Genomic DNA, 13,993 nt, shown 5'->3' on the forward strand with positions numbered 1-13,993 from the left:
TCCTTCTCCGGCACCGGACCCTCCCTCCCCCTCCACGCTCGACGCCGAGCAGGATCATCGTGACAGACCTGTGCATCGGCCTCCAGGGTGCAGAACTCAATTCAGGATCGGACCACACCGCCCGTCGCTCACGGAGTCGGGAGATCCGGGTGGTTCCGCTGACGCGGCCGGGGCTCCTGGGGACGCGGGGGACGACGGTGAGTGTGTGGGGGACACCGCAGGGGGAGCATCGGGGTGCGACAAGGGCGCGGAACAAGCGGGTGGATTCGAGTCGGGAGCCGCCGGAGGCATGGCGGAGGCATCGACGGTGCGCGGGCGCGCACCGCGGCTACCGGCGGACATAGGCGCATCCGCGGGGGCGGTCTCGCCCTTGGCGCACACGTCCCCGGCGCACAGGTCCCCGTCCGCCACGAAGGCCCCTGCCCCCGTACGCGGGCCCGCCAGGCCGGCCCCGGCCTCACCGGAGGCGCCCGCCTTGAGGGCCGCGAGCCCGGCCGGCTCGGCCGCGGCCCCGGCAGGATCGCCCCCGGCTCCCACGGGCCCAGCCCCAGACCCGGCAGGCTCGCCCCCGGCCCCCACGGACCCAGCCCCAGACCCGGCAGGCTCGCCCCCGGCCCCCACGGACCCAGCCCCAGACCCGGCGGGCCCGTCCGGTTCCGTCGCGGGCGTCCCGGCCCGGGCAGATGCGCGCCGGAGGCGGAAGCGGAAGCGGGTGCCGGGCCACTGCGGCCGGTGTCCGTGCAGGAGGCCGAGGACGATCGCGGCGGCGACCGCGATCAGGTGCTCGCGGCCCGCCAGGTTGGGTACGGCGATCGACTCCCACACCATCGACCCGCCGGTCAGGACGAACACCACCGGGGCCCGCCGGACGACGGAGATATAGGTGAACAGGCCCACCACCGCGGCGGACGGCCCGGTGTCGAGCACCTGCCCGGCCTCGGGCGGCAGCCCCAGCCCCCACCGCCCCGGCCCGAGCGCGATCATCACCCGTACCGTCAGGGTGCCGGCCAGCGTCGTCGCGTACGCCACCGCCAGCGTGCGGGCCCGGCCCAGCGCGAGTTCGGCCAGCGCGAACGCGAGGAACAGCTGGGTGATGCCCGCCCACACCGGCAGGTCGAGGGCGGGTACGTACAGGGACACCGGCGTACGCAGCAGGGCCAGCCACAGCGGCAGGTCGGCCGTGACACCACCCAGCCGCCACACCACCAGCGCACCCGTCGGCCGCTGCGCGAGGTCGTGGAAGAAGATGACACCGAACGCGGCCAGGAACGCCAGCGAGAGCGCGAACGGCCCGCGCCGCCGAAGCTGCCGCAGCGGATCGACGACGATGCCCTGCCACTCGCCGCGCAGCGTACGGCCCACGAACGCCGCCGCGCGCAGCGGCAGGACCCGCGGTCGCCCGTGTCCGCCCGCGCTCACGAAGGCCCGTGGTCCGTCATGCTCGGCTCGCCCTCACCCGTAATGACCCCCCCGTCACCCATTCCCGACGCCATCGTATAGATCGTCCGAGCCCGGCGGCCGGGTCGGCTCCGGAGCGGTCCCCATGAACGGTCCCGGGGCGGCCCGCCGGGGGCCGTCCGCGGCGGAGCCGGGACCGGACCGCCGGCACCGGCAAGTAGGCTGAGGAGGCTGCGGCTCCCCCACCAACACCGCCCCACGCACAGGGTGTTGGCCTGCGGCGACCAGGAGTTGGCCAACGGCGTGAGGATGAAGCACAGGTGCTGATAGCGGGTCGGTATCGGCCGCACACCGCCCTGGGGCGGGGAGCGATGGGCGAGGTCTGGCGAGCGCGGGACGAGGTGCTCGGCACGGACGTGGCGATCAAGTTCCTGCTGTCCCAGAGCTCCGACGCCACCGCCACCGCCCGTTTCCGGCTGGAGGCGCAGACCGCGGGCCGGCTCGACCACCCCCATGTGGTGGGGGTGCTGGACTTCGGCGCGCACGAGGACCGGCTGTTCCTGGTGATGGAACTGGTCGAGGGCGACAGCCTCGCCCGTGTGCTGTCCACCGCGGGGTCGCTGCCCCCCGAGCGGGTGGCCCGCATCGCCGCCGAGGCCGCGGCCGGCCTTGCCGCCGCCCATGAACAGGGCATCGTGCACCGGGACATCAAGCCCGGCAACCTTCTGCTCGCCGCCGACGGCAGCCTGAAGATCGGCGACTTCGGCATCGCCCGTTTCATGGACGACCCGGCGGCCGGGCTCACCGCGACCGGACAGATCGTCGGCACCAGCCTGTATCTGGCCCCGGAACGCGCCCTCGGCCGGCCCGCCGGACCGCCGTCGGACGTGTACTCCCTGGGCTGTGTGCTCTACCAACTCCTCATCGGAAGGCCGCCGTTCGAGGCCGACACGGCGGTCGCGATCCTCCACCACCACCTCGACACCGCGCCCACTCCGCCCCGGCAGTTCGGCGTCGACATGCCGCCCGCGCTGGAGAACTATCTGCTCGGCATGCTCGCCAAGCAGCCCGAGGCACGGCCGACCGCGCCCCAGGTCGCCGAGTGGTTCGCCGTGGACTCCTGGCGCGGGCACCGCGAACCGCTGCCGCCCGCCACCCCCCGGGAGACCGGTGGCCACGCGTCCCGCCGGGGCAGGGCGGCACCCGGGTCCGGTTCCGGTCCCACCGCGACGGCCGGGCCGCGATCGCGGCCCGCGGCGGCGGCCGGACGGACAGCGCCCGGCCCGGCCGGCCGGAAGAGCAGCGGAGCGGCCGGCCGGAAGGGCGCCGGTGCGGTGGGGCGGGCGGGCGCCGGGGGTGCGGCCCAGGCGCGGCACCTGTCCGGCGAGCCGGGCCCCGCGACCACCTACGCGCTGCCCTCCGGCACCCACGCCTCCTCGCCCCACCGGGGACGTGGCCGCCGCCGGCCCGCACTGCGCCATCTCGCCGCGCGCAGCCCGAAACTGGTGGGCACCATCGCAGCGGCGGTGCTCTTCGTGGCCGCCCTGCTGATCGGCATGGCCCTGTTCTCGCCGGACTCCGGCGCGGCGGAGACCTCCGGCCCCGACACACCGCGCAGTTCGGCCCCCGCCCCGTTGTCCGGCACCGATACCGCACCCGCCGACCCGGGCTTCTCCGCCGATTCCGTCTCCGCCGGCTCCGCGGACGGCGACGGCACTCCTGACGGACAGCCGGAGAAGAAGCCGGAACACAAGGACGGGAAGAAGAAGCACGACGACCACGACGACAAGGACGATAAGAGCGACAAGGACGACAAGGACGAGGACTGACCCGGAGGCCCACCCCGCCATATCGTCACGCTTGACCCCATCGGCACACGAGATGCACATCTCCACCATTCCGCGGGCACGCGGCGGCTAGGATCCCCCACGGGGTGAGCCCGGACGTCCGGTCGGCACGCTGCCGCCATGCCTTCGGAGTGCCCGTATGAACACCACGATCGGCTGCGCCCTGCTCGGGGTCTGCACCGTGCTCGTATGGCCGCCCGCGCTGGCGACGCTGCTGGGCTGGGAGCCGCCCCTGCCGCACCGCGGTGACGGCTCGGTCCGCCTGCTGGCCCTGGCCGCCGCGACCGGGCACGCCGCCCTGCTGGCCGCTGTCGCACCCCGCCTGACCGCGGCACCCGGCGCCCTGGCCACGGCCTGCTCATACGCCGCGGCCCTCCTGGCGCTCACCGCGGCGGCCCTGTGCGTCGCCTACGACCGACCCCCCGCGCAGAAACCCGAAAAGCGCCCCCCAACCCTGCGTTTCCGCAGGTCGGAGGGCGCTTGCGAGGTGGAGCCTAGGGGAGTCGAACCCCTGACATCTGCCATGCAAAGTCACGTAGAGTGACTAGCAGGCTGGCCGAGTCGTTCCAAGTGGCCCCGAGTGCAGGTCGGCGGGGGTGAGACCCATCCAACACGGTGACTCCGGGTGATTCAGAGTCGTTCCGAGTGGGTGATGTGGATCCGATGTGGATTCATCCCCGAGCGGAGTCACGAGACGGCGCGCAGGTGACGGCCCTCGCTCAGTGCCGCACGTGCGTTGTCGAGAGCCTGATCCCCGCGGTGGGTATACATCCATGTGACCTTCCCCCCGCGCTCGTGCCCGAGGATGTACTGCACGTCGACTTCCGACATGCCGGCCTCGTGCAGGCGGGAGGCGAACCGGTCGCGGTAGTCGGAGACGCGCGGCCACCACTCCTTTCGCCCGGTCTCCGGGTTGGTCACCTTTCGTGCGATCCCTGCCGCCTCGATGGCGGGGATCCAGTATCGGCGGAAGTTGTTCCTGCTCAGGGCGCCTTCCACAGTCACCAGCTTCCCGCCCACGCGCCGCCGCTCTCCGCCGAGCGGGGACCGGAACAGCAGTTCCTCAGCGTGCATGCCGTCCTCGACGGCGGTCACCGTGGCCGCCGGGTCCAGACGGGCAATCATCGTGTCCACCGCGGTACGGGCCCTCGCGGTCAAGGGCACGGTGCGGAAGCCGGCCGCCGTCTTCGGGATGCCCTGCCGCCGCAGGGTGCCGCGGTCGTCGATGACCACTTCCCTCACCTTGACCGTGTCGGCCTCCAGGTCGAGGAAGACCCGGCGGGTGCCGGCCATCTCCCCCCAACGCAGCCCGGTGTCTTCGAGGAAGTCGGCGACAGGGCGCCACCACGCGGGCAGGTGCGCACGCACGAGGGCGTAGTGCTCGGTGGTGGGCGGAGTGAGGTCGTCGGGGTGCTTCACCGGGGGCGACGCCGTCTTGGTCACGTCGGCCGCGGGGTTGAAGGGTATGCGCTGGTCGCGGACGGCGTCCCGGAGCAGCATCTTCAGCAGTTCCAGCACCTTCGTCTGCGTGGCGTGCCCCTTCAGCTCCTGCGCCACCCAGGTCTGAAGCTCTAGGTAGGTGAGGGAGTTGAGCTTGCGCTTTCCCCACTTGGGCCGGATGTGCACCGTCCAAGCGGACAGCTTCCGGTTCCGGGTCGTCGGCCGCTTGGGCTCGTTGGCCGGCCACCACTCCTCCCACCACTTCTCCAGGGCGATGTTGCCGCGCTTGGGGTCCAGGTAGGTGCCCTGCCGGACGGCACCGCGGACCGCGTCCAGGAAGGCGTCAGCCTCCTTCTTCTTCGGAAAGTTCTTCGCTTTCTGGTCGCCGTTGGCGTCGCGGTAGCGTGCCTGCCAGCTGCCGGTGCAGTCGCGCCGCTTCCTGCGGTCGCCGTGCTGCTCGGGCGGGTATGCCTCCATGCACAGCTGGCAGCCGCAGGACTTCGAGCGGAGTTGGCGGGGGTTGTTGGTCGCTCTACGCGGCACTGCGCCTCCTCACGTCCGCGAGGAAGCCGCGTGCGTCAGCGAGCGTGGGAAGGTTCTTCAGCCGCTGCCTCCTGTCGGCGTCACGCCAGCGGACCTGCCACATGCCGTGGCATACGCCCTGGGGCGGCCGGTCGCCGTAGAGGTGCGGCGGGTAGTCGATGATGCAGTCCGGGCAGCCGCACGTGCGGCTGGGAATCTGCTCGGGTTCAAGCGCCAAGGTGGATCACCTCGTCACTCCTTCGCTGCTGTGGGATCGCGGGGAACAGCTCGATCTCATCCCCGCACCAGCAGCGTGCACCGAACGGCTCCTGATCGATGCCGAGTTGACGAAGTACGGCGCGGACGGCGCGCAGCGTGTAGAGGGTTGTGGCGCTCAGCTCGTCAGGAATGGCGATGATCTGCTGTTCGGCGTCCCAGGGCTCAAGCTGGTCGCGCGGAGCGAAGCGGACGCGGATGCACATGGATATCTCCCCCGGGATGCACGAGGTACACGGGTGGTCAGTGCTCGCCAACGGGGGAGAACGTCAGCAGCGTGCTCGACCGTACCCCCTGTTGGGTGAATACGCGACCACTCTGTGCGAGTTCTGTGCGTGTTAGCTAACAGGGAGTGATTGGATCCGTTTAACGGAGACTTGCGGACCCTACGTAAGGTTGCATACGAGCTTCTGACGATGCGCCAGCGACGCTACTCGTTGCTGTCCGCCACAGCCCTGGCCTGGATCAACAGCATCCGCTGTTGCTCCTCGGTCATCCGGTCCATGACCCTGAGGGTCTCTTCCCGCACGTCAGCCGAAAGCGGGGCGGGCGCCCTTCTTCCGGCCGCCTCCAGGAGCCGCTTTGCCGTGAACTTCGGGAAGAGTTCGGCGAGCGCCCGGATGGTGGCGGCCCGAGGGATGCGCTTGCCGTGCACCCAGGTGTTAACCGCGGCGACGGACACCTGCACTCCGTGCGCTGACAGACGACGCGCGACCTCGCTGTCGCTGACGCCGTACTCGCCCTTGAGGGCGGTCAGCGCCTGCGCGAAGGTCTCGGTCGCCTCACCGGCGGGGTGTTCAGGGTTCTCCACAGGGCAAGACTGCCCGCCACCTTCTACTTTCCGCAAGTAAAAGTAGAAGGTGCGGCGTGAACTTGGCGGCGCGCAGTCTCCCCACTACACGCCGTTGCAGAGGTCATATGCCACCAGGATAGAACGCATGTTCGAAGATCGCATCCGACCTCCGAATCTCGGCGAGTCTCGGAACGACTCGGCATGACCCTTGACTCCACTTCTACTTCAACTGTAGAAATGTCGTAACGCCCCACCTGAGGCAAACCAGCCACAACGGCACGAGGTCCCACGCATGCCCAAGCTGCACCGCAAGCTCGACGGAAAACCGCTCAGAGACGCCATGGCCCGCGCCGGCCTCTCCATCCCCCAACTCGCCGAGGCGACGCGGCAAGTGGATCCGGTCGGGAAGGGCGTGAGCGCGGCGACCGTGGGCCGAGTCGCGGGGCGCGGCAAGACGGCACGCACCCCGTGCGAGCTGCGCACGGCCTGGCTCATCACCGAAGCGCTGCACCAGGAGGTCGTGACACCCCTCCAGGACCTCTTCGCCATGCCCTCAGCTTCAACTTCGACAGTAGAAAGGTCAAGGTCCGATGCCGAAGAAGAGTGACCGGCGCGTCGAGGCCCTCCCCGCCGGCCTTCGCCCGCTCCTGACCCAACGCCAGCTGGAGACGTACTACGGCGTCTCTGACTGGACCGTCCTCCAGTGGATCAAGGGCGGCATGCCGGTCAAGCGCCTGAAGACGACCGGCCAGCAGCAGAAGGAAGTCCGCCGCTTCGACCTGTCTGCGGTCGAGGCGTGGATGGCTGAGCACGACCAGCTCGTCACCGCCTGATCCACCCCTTAAACGCGCCGAAGGGCCGCCCGACTGCCAGGCCCGGCGACCCCACGACTCGGCGCCTCCACCACAGAGAAAGCAGAGGTCACCGTGACCACCGAGACTATCGAACCGATCATCAGCCCCAAGGGAACGAAGTTCGGCGGCCAGCTCGTCGCGTTCCGTGCGGTCACCCAGCTCGCCCAGCACTTCCCGCAGTTCGAGGGCGCGTACGTCACCTTCAGTCGGCACTACCCGAACGAGGTCAGCATCCAGGCGTGCTCGTTCGCCGAGCTGGAGGCGTGGCGTGAGGCCCTGGGCGCGGGCTCGTCGCTCGTCCACTCCCGCAGCATCGGCGCGGACGTCGAGCTGTACTTCGAAGCGCCGGCCTTCGGCGCGTCGATCCGTGTGTACGCCATGGACCTGCTCGCTTCGGCGGTGGCGGCATGACGATCTCGTCCCTCGCTCTCGCGGCGAAGAAGGTCATCGATGCGGCGTGGCTGCACGGGGATGCGTACGACCTCGCCTCGCAGGCCGCGTTCGCGTTGGAGTCGGCGCAGTTGCTGATGTCGCCGGAGACGGCGCAGGAGTTGGAGCGCCTACGGTCGAAGCTCGCCGAGCTGGCGAAGCAGGTTGAGGCCGCGCGTGCCGTGCACGCGAAGTTCCCGGACTCGGAGCACTGCCAGCACGACGCCGAGCCGTGGCCGTGCCCGACAGTGGCTGCGCTGGTTCCGGTGGATGGGATCACGCGGCGGATCGCGCCGACGCAAGCCCATGTCACGGACGACGCCGAGGCGCCCACGCTCACGGTGTTCCGGGCGCAGCACGACTTGATCGTGATGGGCCACTACACCACGGACGCCGAGGCCCGGAAGCACTGCGAGGCCGAGGAGCGGCGCTCGTGGCTGACGGGGACCAACCTCGCCTTCGACTGGATCGAGGACGAAGAGGACGGCGTCGCTGAGCTGACGATCGTCGCCGGTCAGAACGAGGAGTCCACCACCGGCTACGTGGTGACGTCGCTGGAGATCGCCTCCGAGTACGACGAGGGGGCCGACGAATGAGCTTCCTGGAAGGGCTTCTCTGGGCCGCGGTCGTCTGGGCTGTCTTCCTGGTGTACTGCGCGGCCGACGCCCCGTCGCTGCTGGCTCGCTGGAAGCGGGGCCGCCGATGAGCGCCCGCGCCGACGCCTTCCGTGAGGCTGCCGACTTGATCGAGCAGGCGCAGGCGAGCGAAGAGGCCGAGGAGAAGGAACGCCACGGCTTCCTTGACCACGAGACCGGGCTGCAAGGCGCGGCGGTCCGGGACAAGGCCGCCTATCTGCGTCGCCTCGCGGACGAGGTCGAGGGGAAGAGCAGCCGAACCGCGGCCGACGCCACCCCCGACAAGCTCACCGCCCGCGAACACCGCCTCGCGCAGCTGCTCGACACCATCCGCACCCACGGCGGCAAGTGGTCCTCGTCCAGCGTCCAGCAGATCCGGCGCGCGACCGGCGGCCCCGTCCAGCGGGGCACCGCTGACCGCGACCTGATCGAGCTGACCCGGCGGGGGCACCTTGCGCAGCACGGCGCCGCCGACGGCCGCTACTACACGCTCAAGCGGAAGGGCGGACCCCGATGACGCAGGCGACCACCCGCCGCACGTACCTGCTCGCCGTTCTCCGGAACTTCGGCGGACCGGTCACCACCAAACGAGCCCTGAACATCTACGCCAAGTCAGGCGAGTGGTCCACGACCGGTAGGAACACCGCGCGCCGCGACCTGCGGGATCTGGCCCGGCGCGCATACCTCGTACCGGACGAGCACTGCGGGCGCCGCTTCTACCGGCTCGGCAGCGACCCCAGCCCTGCCCACCCACGGCGCGGCACCCGGAAGTCCCTGCTGGAGGCGATCCAGACGGAGGGCGGCGAGTGGACGACCAGCCGCATCAGGTGCACGTGGCGCCGACTCCTCGGCACGCATGTCCTCCGCATGGCCGCCCGCCGCTACCTGGCCGATCTGCACCGTGACGGCTACCTCGACATCCACGGCGACGGCACCCCGCGCCGTTTCTACACGCTCCACAGGAAGGACGGCCGCGTATGACCGGCCCCGAGCACTACACCCGCGCAGAGCAGCTGCTCCGCGAGGTCCGCGACGGCCACCAGGAAGGCACGGACGTGGCCGCCATCCTCGCCGCGGCGCAGGCCCACTCCACCCTCGCCCTCGCCGCAGCCACCGCGCTCAACGACCACTCCGCCGACGAGGGCGGCATGCCGCTCCTGGACCACCGCGCGTGGGCCGAGGCTGCCGGCGTGTGGAAGCCGAAGTCGAAGGGAGCGACCGCCTGATGACGACCGTCGTGCAGGCCGGGGCACTCGCCCCGGCCGCCGGCCCGGCCCCCATCACCGAGCCCGGCATCTACGACATGGACAACGAGACGTACCACTCCCACCGGTACGCCCTCTCCTCCAGCGGCGCCCGTAAGCTCCTCGCCCCGTCCAGCCCGGCGCACTTCCGGTACGAGCAGGACCACCCGCAGCCGCCGAAGAAGGTCTTCGACCTCGGCAACGCCGCGCACAAGCTCGTGCTCGGCCAGGGCCCGGCCCTCGTGCGGGTGGACGCTGAGGAGTGGCGGACCAACGCGGTCAAGGCTGAGGTCGCAGGGATCCGTGCGGGCGGGAACATCCCGCTCAAGCCGTCCGAGTGGGACCAGGTGCACGCGATGGCCGACGCCCTGCGCCGCCACCCCGTCGCCTCTCTCCTCTTCGACCCCGAGCACGGCACCCCCGAGCAGTCCCTGTTCTGGCGCGACGACAAGACGAGCGTCACGCGGCGAGCCCGCCTCGACTGGCTGCCCAACCCTCGCTCGGGGCGGCTGATCATCCCGGACTACAAGACGTGCCGCTCGGCGAACCCCGAAAAGCTCCAGAAGGACATCGACGAGTACGGCTACCACCAGCAAGACGACTGGTACCGGTCCGCCTGCCACGCGCTTGGGATCGCCGACGCCGACGCCGCGTTCGTGTTCGTCTGCCAGGAGAAGACCGCACCGTACGTGATCACGGTCGTCGAGGTGAACGCGGCCTCCCGCCGCATCGGGGCCGCCCGCAACCGCCGTGCGCTCGAAGTCTTCGCCGAGTGCTCCCGCACGGGCTACTGGCCCGGCTACAGCGACGACATCGAGCACCTCTCCCTGCCTCCGTGGGCTGAGATCCGCGACACCCAGGAGTACCTGTGAACTACCCCGTTGCAGAGCAGCAGTTCGCCGCCCCGGCTGCGCCCGCTCCGACGTTCGTCGGGCAGGGCACCGCGGTTGAGCAGTCTCGCGCGGTCGCCGAGGTCCAGGCCGCCGTCATCGTCGCCCGCCAGTTCCCCCGCGTCGAGGCCCTCGCCATCATGAAGATGCAGACGGCATTCGCACAGCACAACCTCGCCGTCCGCTCGTTCTTCCGTTTCAACCGCGGTACGTCGCGGGTGTCAGGCGAGACGATCCAGTTCGCCAAGGAACTCGCCCGCTGCTGGACGAACATCCACTACGGCGTGCACGAGCTGCGCCGCGATGACGCCGCGGGTGAATCCGAGATGCAGGCGTGGGCGTGGGACCTGGAGACCAACGAGCGCGCCTCGACGACATTCATCGTGCCGCACTCCCGGTGGACCAAGACCGACGGGAGCACGCGGCTGGAGGACCCGCGGGACGTCTACGAGAACAACTCGAACAACGGCGCCCGCCGCCTGCGGGAGATGATCTTCTCGGTGCTCCCCGACTGGTTCCGGGAGCAGGCGAAGTCGATCGCGCAGCACACCGTTGACAACGGGCAGGGAGACACACCGGTCGCGCAGCGCGCGGCCGAGGCCATCGCCGCCTTCGAGGGCATCGGCGTCACCGTCGAACAGCTCGAAGAGAACCGGGCCGGGCGTCCGTCGGGGAAGTGGACGAACCTCGACCTCGGCCAGCTCCACATCATCTTCGAGTCGATCCGCCGCGGTGAGGCCACGATCGAAGAGGAGTTCCCGCAGCAGCGCGTGACCTTCGGCGAGATCCGGCAGCAGCACGAGGAGCAGGCCGGCCAGCAGCAGGCCCCGCGCGAGGAGCAGGCGCCCGCCGAGGGCGCCCGGCCGTGGTCGTCGACCCGGCATCCCGGATCGGGGGCGAGCGCATGATCCCCATGACCCGCGAGGAACTCGCCGGACTCCGCTCCGTACTCGGCGCCGCCACCCCGGCCGCCCCGGAACTGGTCGCCGACACCGTGAAGGCGGCGCGCATCGCGAACCGCGTCGCCGACCGGAACGCGCGGCACGTGCTACTGGCCGTCCCACCGATCGTCGCGCGGCTCCTGAACGCGGAGACCGACCGCGTCGCGCTGCGCTCCACCGTCGGCCGGCTGGTTGTCGCCAACCAGCGCGGCGACGACTACTCCCTCTCCGATCTCGCCTTCGAGTTGGAGCGCGCCGGGATCGACCTCAAGGAGGACTACGCCGAGGCAGACGACCTTGCCCGCGCGGAAGAACAGGAGGCGCTCCTGTGAACCCGCTCACCCGCCTCCGTCAGGTCGTACAACCCGGCACCGGCCACCGCCGCGCCACCCGCCGCCCGCGTCGTGCCGAGGAGACCGTGCCTCTGGTCGTCCTCATGCGGCCCACCGAGGCGATGGTCAACGACCTCGCGTACTGCCCGGCCGAGGAGCGGACCACGCTGCACGCCTTCCTGCGTACCGGGGGCCGCGTCTGCTGGACGTGCCGCACGCGCACCCTGCACGACCCGCTCACCAGCACCCCAACCACGGGCGGCGCCGAGTGACCGCGCCGACTCTGTTCGCCCCGGAGGTTCCGGCCGCCACCACGGCGGCCGGGCCCCGGCCCGCCCCCGCACCCGGGATCTCCTTCACCGTCTACGGCCTGCCCGCCCCACAGGGCTCGAAGCGGCACGTCGGCAACGGCGTCATGATCGAGTCCTCGAAGAAGGTCAAGCCCTGGCGGCAGGACGTCAAACAGGCCGCCCTCGACGCCGTGGCCGGCCTCGCCGACTGGACGCCGCTCGACGGCCCGTTGGTCGCCTCGATGGTGTTCACGTTCGCCCGCCCGAAGGGCCACTACCGGACCGGCCGGAACGCTCACCTGCTGCGCGACTCGGCACCTGCCCGGCCGCACGGAATGCCGGACCTGTCGAAGATCCTCCGGTCCACCGAGGACGCCCTGAAGGGGATCGTGTGGGCGGACGACGCCCGCGTGGTCGGCTACGCCCGGCTCGGCAAGTTCTACGCGGGCACAGACGTGCCGGACGTGCTGTCCATGCCGGGCTGTGCGATCCGCGTGTGGCCGTTCGATGAGGCGGTGAGCGGATGATCGAGATCACTGTCTCCCTCGCCAGCATCGACACGGCGCGCCGCTTCGCCAGGATGCTGCACACCGCAGCGGATGCCGAGCCCCATCGCGGCCAGGCCCGCAGCTGGCGACGCGCCGCGGCCCGCCTGGAACGTTTCGCCAACCCGGCCCGCTCGTACCGGCCGCGCGTTCGCCGTCCCCGCCACAGCGAGATCGACGAGGAAGCCGTGCAGCGCGTCGTTCACGGCCTCCGTCCCTACCCCGTGCTGAGCCGCGCGGAAGCCCGGCTCGCCTGCTACCGCATGACGGTCGCCGGCCACAGCACACGGGAGATCGCAGGCAGGGTCGGGATCGCGCGGCGCACCGTCAGCCGGTGGCGCGCCGAAGACCCGCTCATCTACGAGGCGGTGGACCGGTGACACCCGAACAGGCCACCTGGGTTCGCGAGCACGTGTGGCCGCCGTCATGGCTGCGCCACTACCAATTTCTCCCCGGCCCCTTCACTGACTGCGCCTGCCAGAGGCCGCCGTCCGTGGAGTGCCAGAGGAGCCAGCACGGAGCGTGCCAGCACGACGGGCACCCGGTCCGAGAAACCGTGATCCAGACCTACACCGGTCGTGCCGCGCTGTTCCGTGAGCCGTACGAGCACCGCGCCCCGGCGGGACGCAACGGGCGGCGGGACATGTACGGGACGAACAACCTCGCCTGGGTGTGGCTCGCCGGGGCGCCTTGCCGCGAGATCTGCACGTGCTTCTGCCACCGGCCGGGCACCGTGTCGGTTCCAACCGTGACCGCCCCCGTGCAGCTGGGTCTCTTCGCGGGGGTGGCCTGATGAATGTACGCGCCGACGTCGCCGAGCTGCTCCGAGCCGGGCTCTCCGACCGGGCCATTGCCCGCCAGCTCAACGTCGACCCGAAGAAGACCGTCGCACCGGCCCGTGCTCAACTCGGCCTGCCCAAGGCCAAGCCCGGCCGGAAACCCGCGGCAAGCGCCGAAGACCTGTTCTGGAAGCGCGTCAAGCCCACCGCCGACGGCCACATGGAGTGGACCGGCTACCGGACGGAGGAGGGCACTCCTGGCCTGAAGCACGGAGGGCGCTTCCACACCGCGTACCGGATCGCGTTCCGTATCGCGCACGGTCAGGACCCGTGGGGATATGCCCTGCCGTCCTGTGGGCGCGACCACTGCGTGAAGCCGGGGCACCACGCGGACCGGGATGACCGAGCGCGCGAGAAGCAGCTGGACTCCCTGTACTTCGCCATCTTCGGGCAGTCGGCGTGACCGGCCGCCGACGGCGGCGTGCCCCGCCGGAGAAGGACGAGACCGAGTACGTCCCGGGGACCCTCCTCGACTGGAGTGACCGAGACCTGCACTGGTCCAGCCGCGAACTCCCGTGCCGCTACTGCGGGTTCCCGACCCACCTGCGCGACTCGAAGCGGAAGCCAGCGCACAAGGTCTGCGCCGAAGACGCGCTCGCGATCCAGGCCGCCGAAGCAGCCGCGGCCTATCGAGCCCGCGGGCACCTCCACTGACCACCACCCCGACGGCCGCGCTCCGGGTGCCCCGACGCCCGCGGCCGTCCCCCGGTCCCGCCGG

General features: G+C 70.9%; 22 protein-coding genes and 1 tRNA gene. 17 read left to right on the plus strand and 6 right to left on the minus strand.

Annotated elements, in window-relative coordinates; translation table 11 throughout:
* Nucleotides 1-96: 96 nt before the first annotated feature.
* The gene (locus CTZ28_RS49505; protein ID WP_398655806.1) at nucleotides 97-1,419 is read right to left on the minus strand and encodes a hypothetical protein; all 1,323 of its coding nucleotides are present in this window, start codon (nucleotides 1,417-1,419) and stop codon (nucleotides 97-99) included.
* A 299-nt stretch (nucleotides 1,420-1,718) separates the two neighbouring features.
* On the opposite strand from CTZ28_RS49505, the gene CTZ28_RS12465 reads away from it, so the two are divergent.
* Complete coding sequence (locus CTZ28_RS12465) at nucleotides 1,719-3,227, plus strand: serine/threonine-protein kinase (protein WP_121889403.1); 1,509 nt, start codon at nucleotides 1,719-1,721, stop codon at nucleotides 3,225-3,227.
* Between the two features lie 506 nt (nucleotides 3,228-3,733).
* On the opposite strand, the gene CTZ28_RS46955 is transcribed toward CTZ28_RS12465, so the two are convergent.
* The 5 genes from CTZ28_RS46955 to CTZ28_RS12490 all read right to left on the minus strand — a co-directional run bounded on the left by CTZ28_RS46955 (nucleotide 3,734) and on the right by CTZ28_RS12490 (nucleotide 6,294).
* Nucleotides 3,734-3,823: transfer RNA gene (locus CTZ28_RS46955), tRNA-OTHER, on the minus strand.
* A 109-nt stretch (nucleotides 3,824-3,932) separates the two neighbouring features.
* A complete protein-coding gene (locus tag CTZ28_RS12475; RefSeq protein ID WP_259471570.1) occupies nucleotides 3,933-5,228 on the minus strand; it encodes a tyrosine-type recombinase/integrase in 1,296 nt (431 codons plus the stop codon).
* On the minus strand, nucleotides 5,218-5,445 hold the full coding sequence (locus tag CTZ28_RS12480; RefSeq protein ID WP_121889406.1) for a hypothetical protein: 228 nt from the start codon (nucleotides 5,443-5,445) through the stop codon (nucleotides 5,218-5,220). Before CTZ28_RS12480 ends, CTZ28_RS12475 begins: the two co-directional genes overlap by 11 nt.
* Nucleotides 5,435-5,689: a hypothetical protein gene (locus tag CTZ28_RS12485; protein ID WP_121889407.1), complete on the minus strand. Its 255-nt coding sequence runs from the start codon at nucleotides 5,687-5,689 to the stop codon at nucleotides 5,435-5,437. Before CTZ28_RS12485 ends, CTZ28_RS12480 begins: the two co-directional genes overlap by 11 nt.
* A 224-nt stretch (nucleotides 5,690-5,913) precedes the next feature.
* Nucleotides 5,914-6,294 carry an XRE family transcriptional regulator gene (locus tag CTZ28_RS12490; protein ID WP_121889408.1) on the minus strand — a complete coding sequence of 127 codons (381 nt, stop codon included), beginning with the start codon at nucleotides 6,292-6,294 and terminating at the stop codon, nucleotides 5,914-5,916.
* Between the two features lie 274 nt (nucleotides 6,295-6,568).
* On the opposite strand from CTZ28_RS12490, the gene CTZ28_RS12495 reads away from it, so the two are divergent.
* The 16 genes from CTZ28_RS12495 to CTZ28_RS12570 all read left to right on the plus strand — a co-directional run bounded on the left by CTZ28_RS12495 (nucleotide 6,569) and on the right by CTZ28_RS12570 (nucleotide 13,929).
* A complete protein-coding gene (locus CTZ28_RS12495; protein ID WP_121889409.1) occupies nucleotides 6,569-6,883 on the plus strand; it encodes an XRE family transcriptional regulator in 315 nt (104 codons plus the stop codon).
* Nucleotides 6,867-7,109, plus strand: coding sequence for a MerR family transcriptional regulator (locus tag CTZ28_RS12500; protein ID WP_121889410.1), 243 nt, complete (start codon nucleotides 6,867-6,869; stop codon nucleotides 7,107-7,109). The genes CTZ28_RS12495 and CTZ28_RS12500 overlap by 17 nt, the downstream gene beginning before the upstream one ends.
* A gap of 93 nt (nucleotides 7,110-7,202) precedes the next feature.
* Nucleotides 7,203-7,541, plus strand: coding sequence for a hypothetical protein (locus CTZ28_RS12505; protein WP_121889411.1), 339 nt, complete (start codon nucleotides 7,203-7,205; stop codon nucleotides 7,539-7,541).
* The gene (locus CTZ28_RS12510; protein ID WP_121889412.1) at nucleotides 7,538-8,155 is read left to right on the plus strand and encodes a hypothetical protein; all 618 of its coding nucleotides are present in this window, start codon (nucleotides 7,538-7,540) and stop codon (nucleotides 8,153-8,155) included. The genes CTZ28_RS12505 and CTZ28_RS12510 overlap by 4 nt, the downstream gene beginning before the upstream one ends.
* A gap of 106 nt (nucleotides 8,156-8,261) precedes the next feature.
* Nucleotides 8,262-8,711: a hypothetical protein gene (locus tag CTZ28_RS12515; protein ID WP_121889413.1), complete on the plus strand. Its 450-nt coding sequence runs from the start codon at nucleotides 8,262-8,264 to the stop codon at nucleotides 8,709-8,711.
* A complete protein-coding gene (locus CTZ28_RS46960; protein ID WP_183154365.1) occupies nucleotides 8,708-9,175 on the plus strand; it encodes a hypothetical protein in 468 nt (155 codons plus the stop codon). The genes CTZ28_RS12515 and CTZ28_RS46960 overlap by 4 nt, the downstream gene beginning before the upstream one ends.
* Nucleotides 9,172-9,420, plus strand: a complete 249-nt coding sequence (locus tag CTZ28_RS12525) for a hypothetical protein (protein WP_121889414.1) — start codon at nucleotides 9,172-9,174, stop codon at nucleotides 9,418-9,420. Before CTZ28_RS46960 ends, CTZ28_RS12525 begins: the two co-directional genes overlap by 4 nt.
* Nucleotides 9,420-10,310 (plus strand): PD-(D/E)XK nuclease-like domain-containing protein, encoded by an 891-nt coding sequence (locus CTZ28_RS12530; RefSeq protein WP_121889415.1) that lies wholly within the window; start codon nucleotides 9,420-9,422, stop codon nucleotides 10,308-10,310. Before CTZ28_RS12525 ends, CTZ28_RS12530 begins: the two co-directional genes overlap by 1 nt.
* Nucleotides 10,307-11,236: a hypothetical protein gene (locus CTZ28_RS12535; RefSeq protein ID WP_121889416.1), complete on the plus strand. Its 930-nt coding sequence runs from the start codon at nucleotides 10,307-10,309 to the stop codon at nucleotides 11,234-11,236. The genes CTZ28_RS12530 and CTZ28_RS12535 overlap by 4 nt, the downstream gene beginning before the upstream one ends.
* Nucleotides 11,233-11,601, plus strand: a complete 369-nt coding sequence (locus tag CTZ28_RS12540) for a hypothetical protein (protein ID WP_147481141.1) — start codon at nucleotides 11,233-11,235, stop codon at nucleotides 11,599-11,601. The genes CTZ28_RS12535 and CTZ28_RS12540 overlap by 4 nt, the downstream gene beginning before the upstream one ends.
* Entirely contained in the window at nucleotides 11,598-11,873 is a 276-nt protein-coding gene (locus CTZ28_RS12545) for a hypothetical protein (RefSeq protein WP_121889418.1), read from the plus strand. Before CTZ28_RS12540 ends, CTZ28_RS12545 begins: the two co-directional genes overlap by 4 nt.
* Nucleotides 11,870-12,418 carry a RusA family crossover junction endodeoxyribonuclease gene (locus CTZ28_RS12550; RefSeq protein WP_121889419.1) on the plus strand — a complete coding sequence of 183 codons (549 nt, stop codon included), beginning with the start codon at nucleotides 11,870-11,872 and terminating at the stop codon, nucleotides 12,416-12,418. The genes CTZ28_RS12545 and CTZ28_RS12550 overlap by 4 nt, the downstream gene beginning before the upstream one ends.
* Nucleotides 12,415-12,816 (plus strand): helix-turn-helix domain-containing protein, encoded by a 402-nt coding sequence (locus CTZ28_RS12555; protein WP_121889420.1) that lies wholly within the window; start codon nucleotides 12,415-12,417, stop codon nucleotides 12,814-12,816. Before CTZ28_RS12550 ends, CTZ28_RS12555 begins: the two co-directional genes overlap by 4 nt.
* A gap of 176 nt (nucleotides 12,817-12,992) precedes the next feature.
* On the plus strand, nucleotides 12,993-13,229 hold the full coding sequence (locus CTZ28_RS46595) for a hypothetical protein (RefSeq protein WP_147481142.1): 237 nt from the start codon (nucleotides 12,993-12,995) through the stop codon (nucleotides 13,227-13,229).
* A complete protein-coding gene (locus CTZ28_RS12565; RefSeq protein ID WP_121889422.1) occupies nucleotides 13,229-13,678 on the plus strand; it encodes a hypothetical protein in 450 nt (149 codons plus the stop codon). The genes CTZ28_RS46595 and CTZ28_RS12565 overlap by 1 nt, the downstream gene beginning before the upstream one ends.
* Entirely contained in the window at nucleotides 13,675-13,929 is a 255-nt protein-coding gene (locus CTZ28_RS12570; protein WP_121889423.1) for a hypothetical protein, read from the plus strand. Before CTZ28_RS12565 ends, CTZ28_RS12570 begins: the two co-directional genes overlap by 4 nt.
* Nucleotides 13,930-13,993: the final 64 nt, after the last annotated feature.

Source organism: Streptomyces shenzhenensis (genome assembly GCF_003688995.1).
Taxonomy (GTDB): domain Bacteria; phylum Actinomycetota; class Actinomycetes; order Streptomycetales; family Streptomycetaceae; genus Streptomyces; species Streptomyces shenzhenensis_A.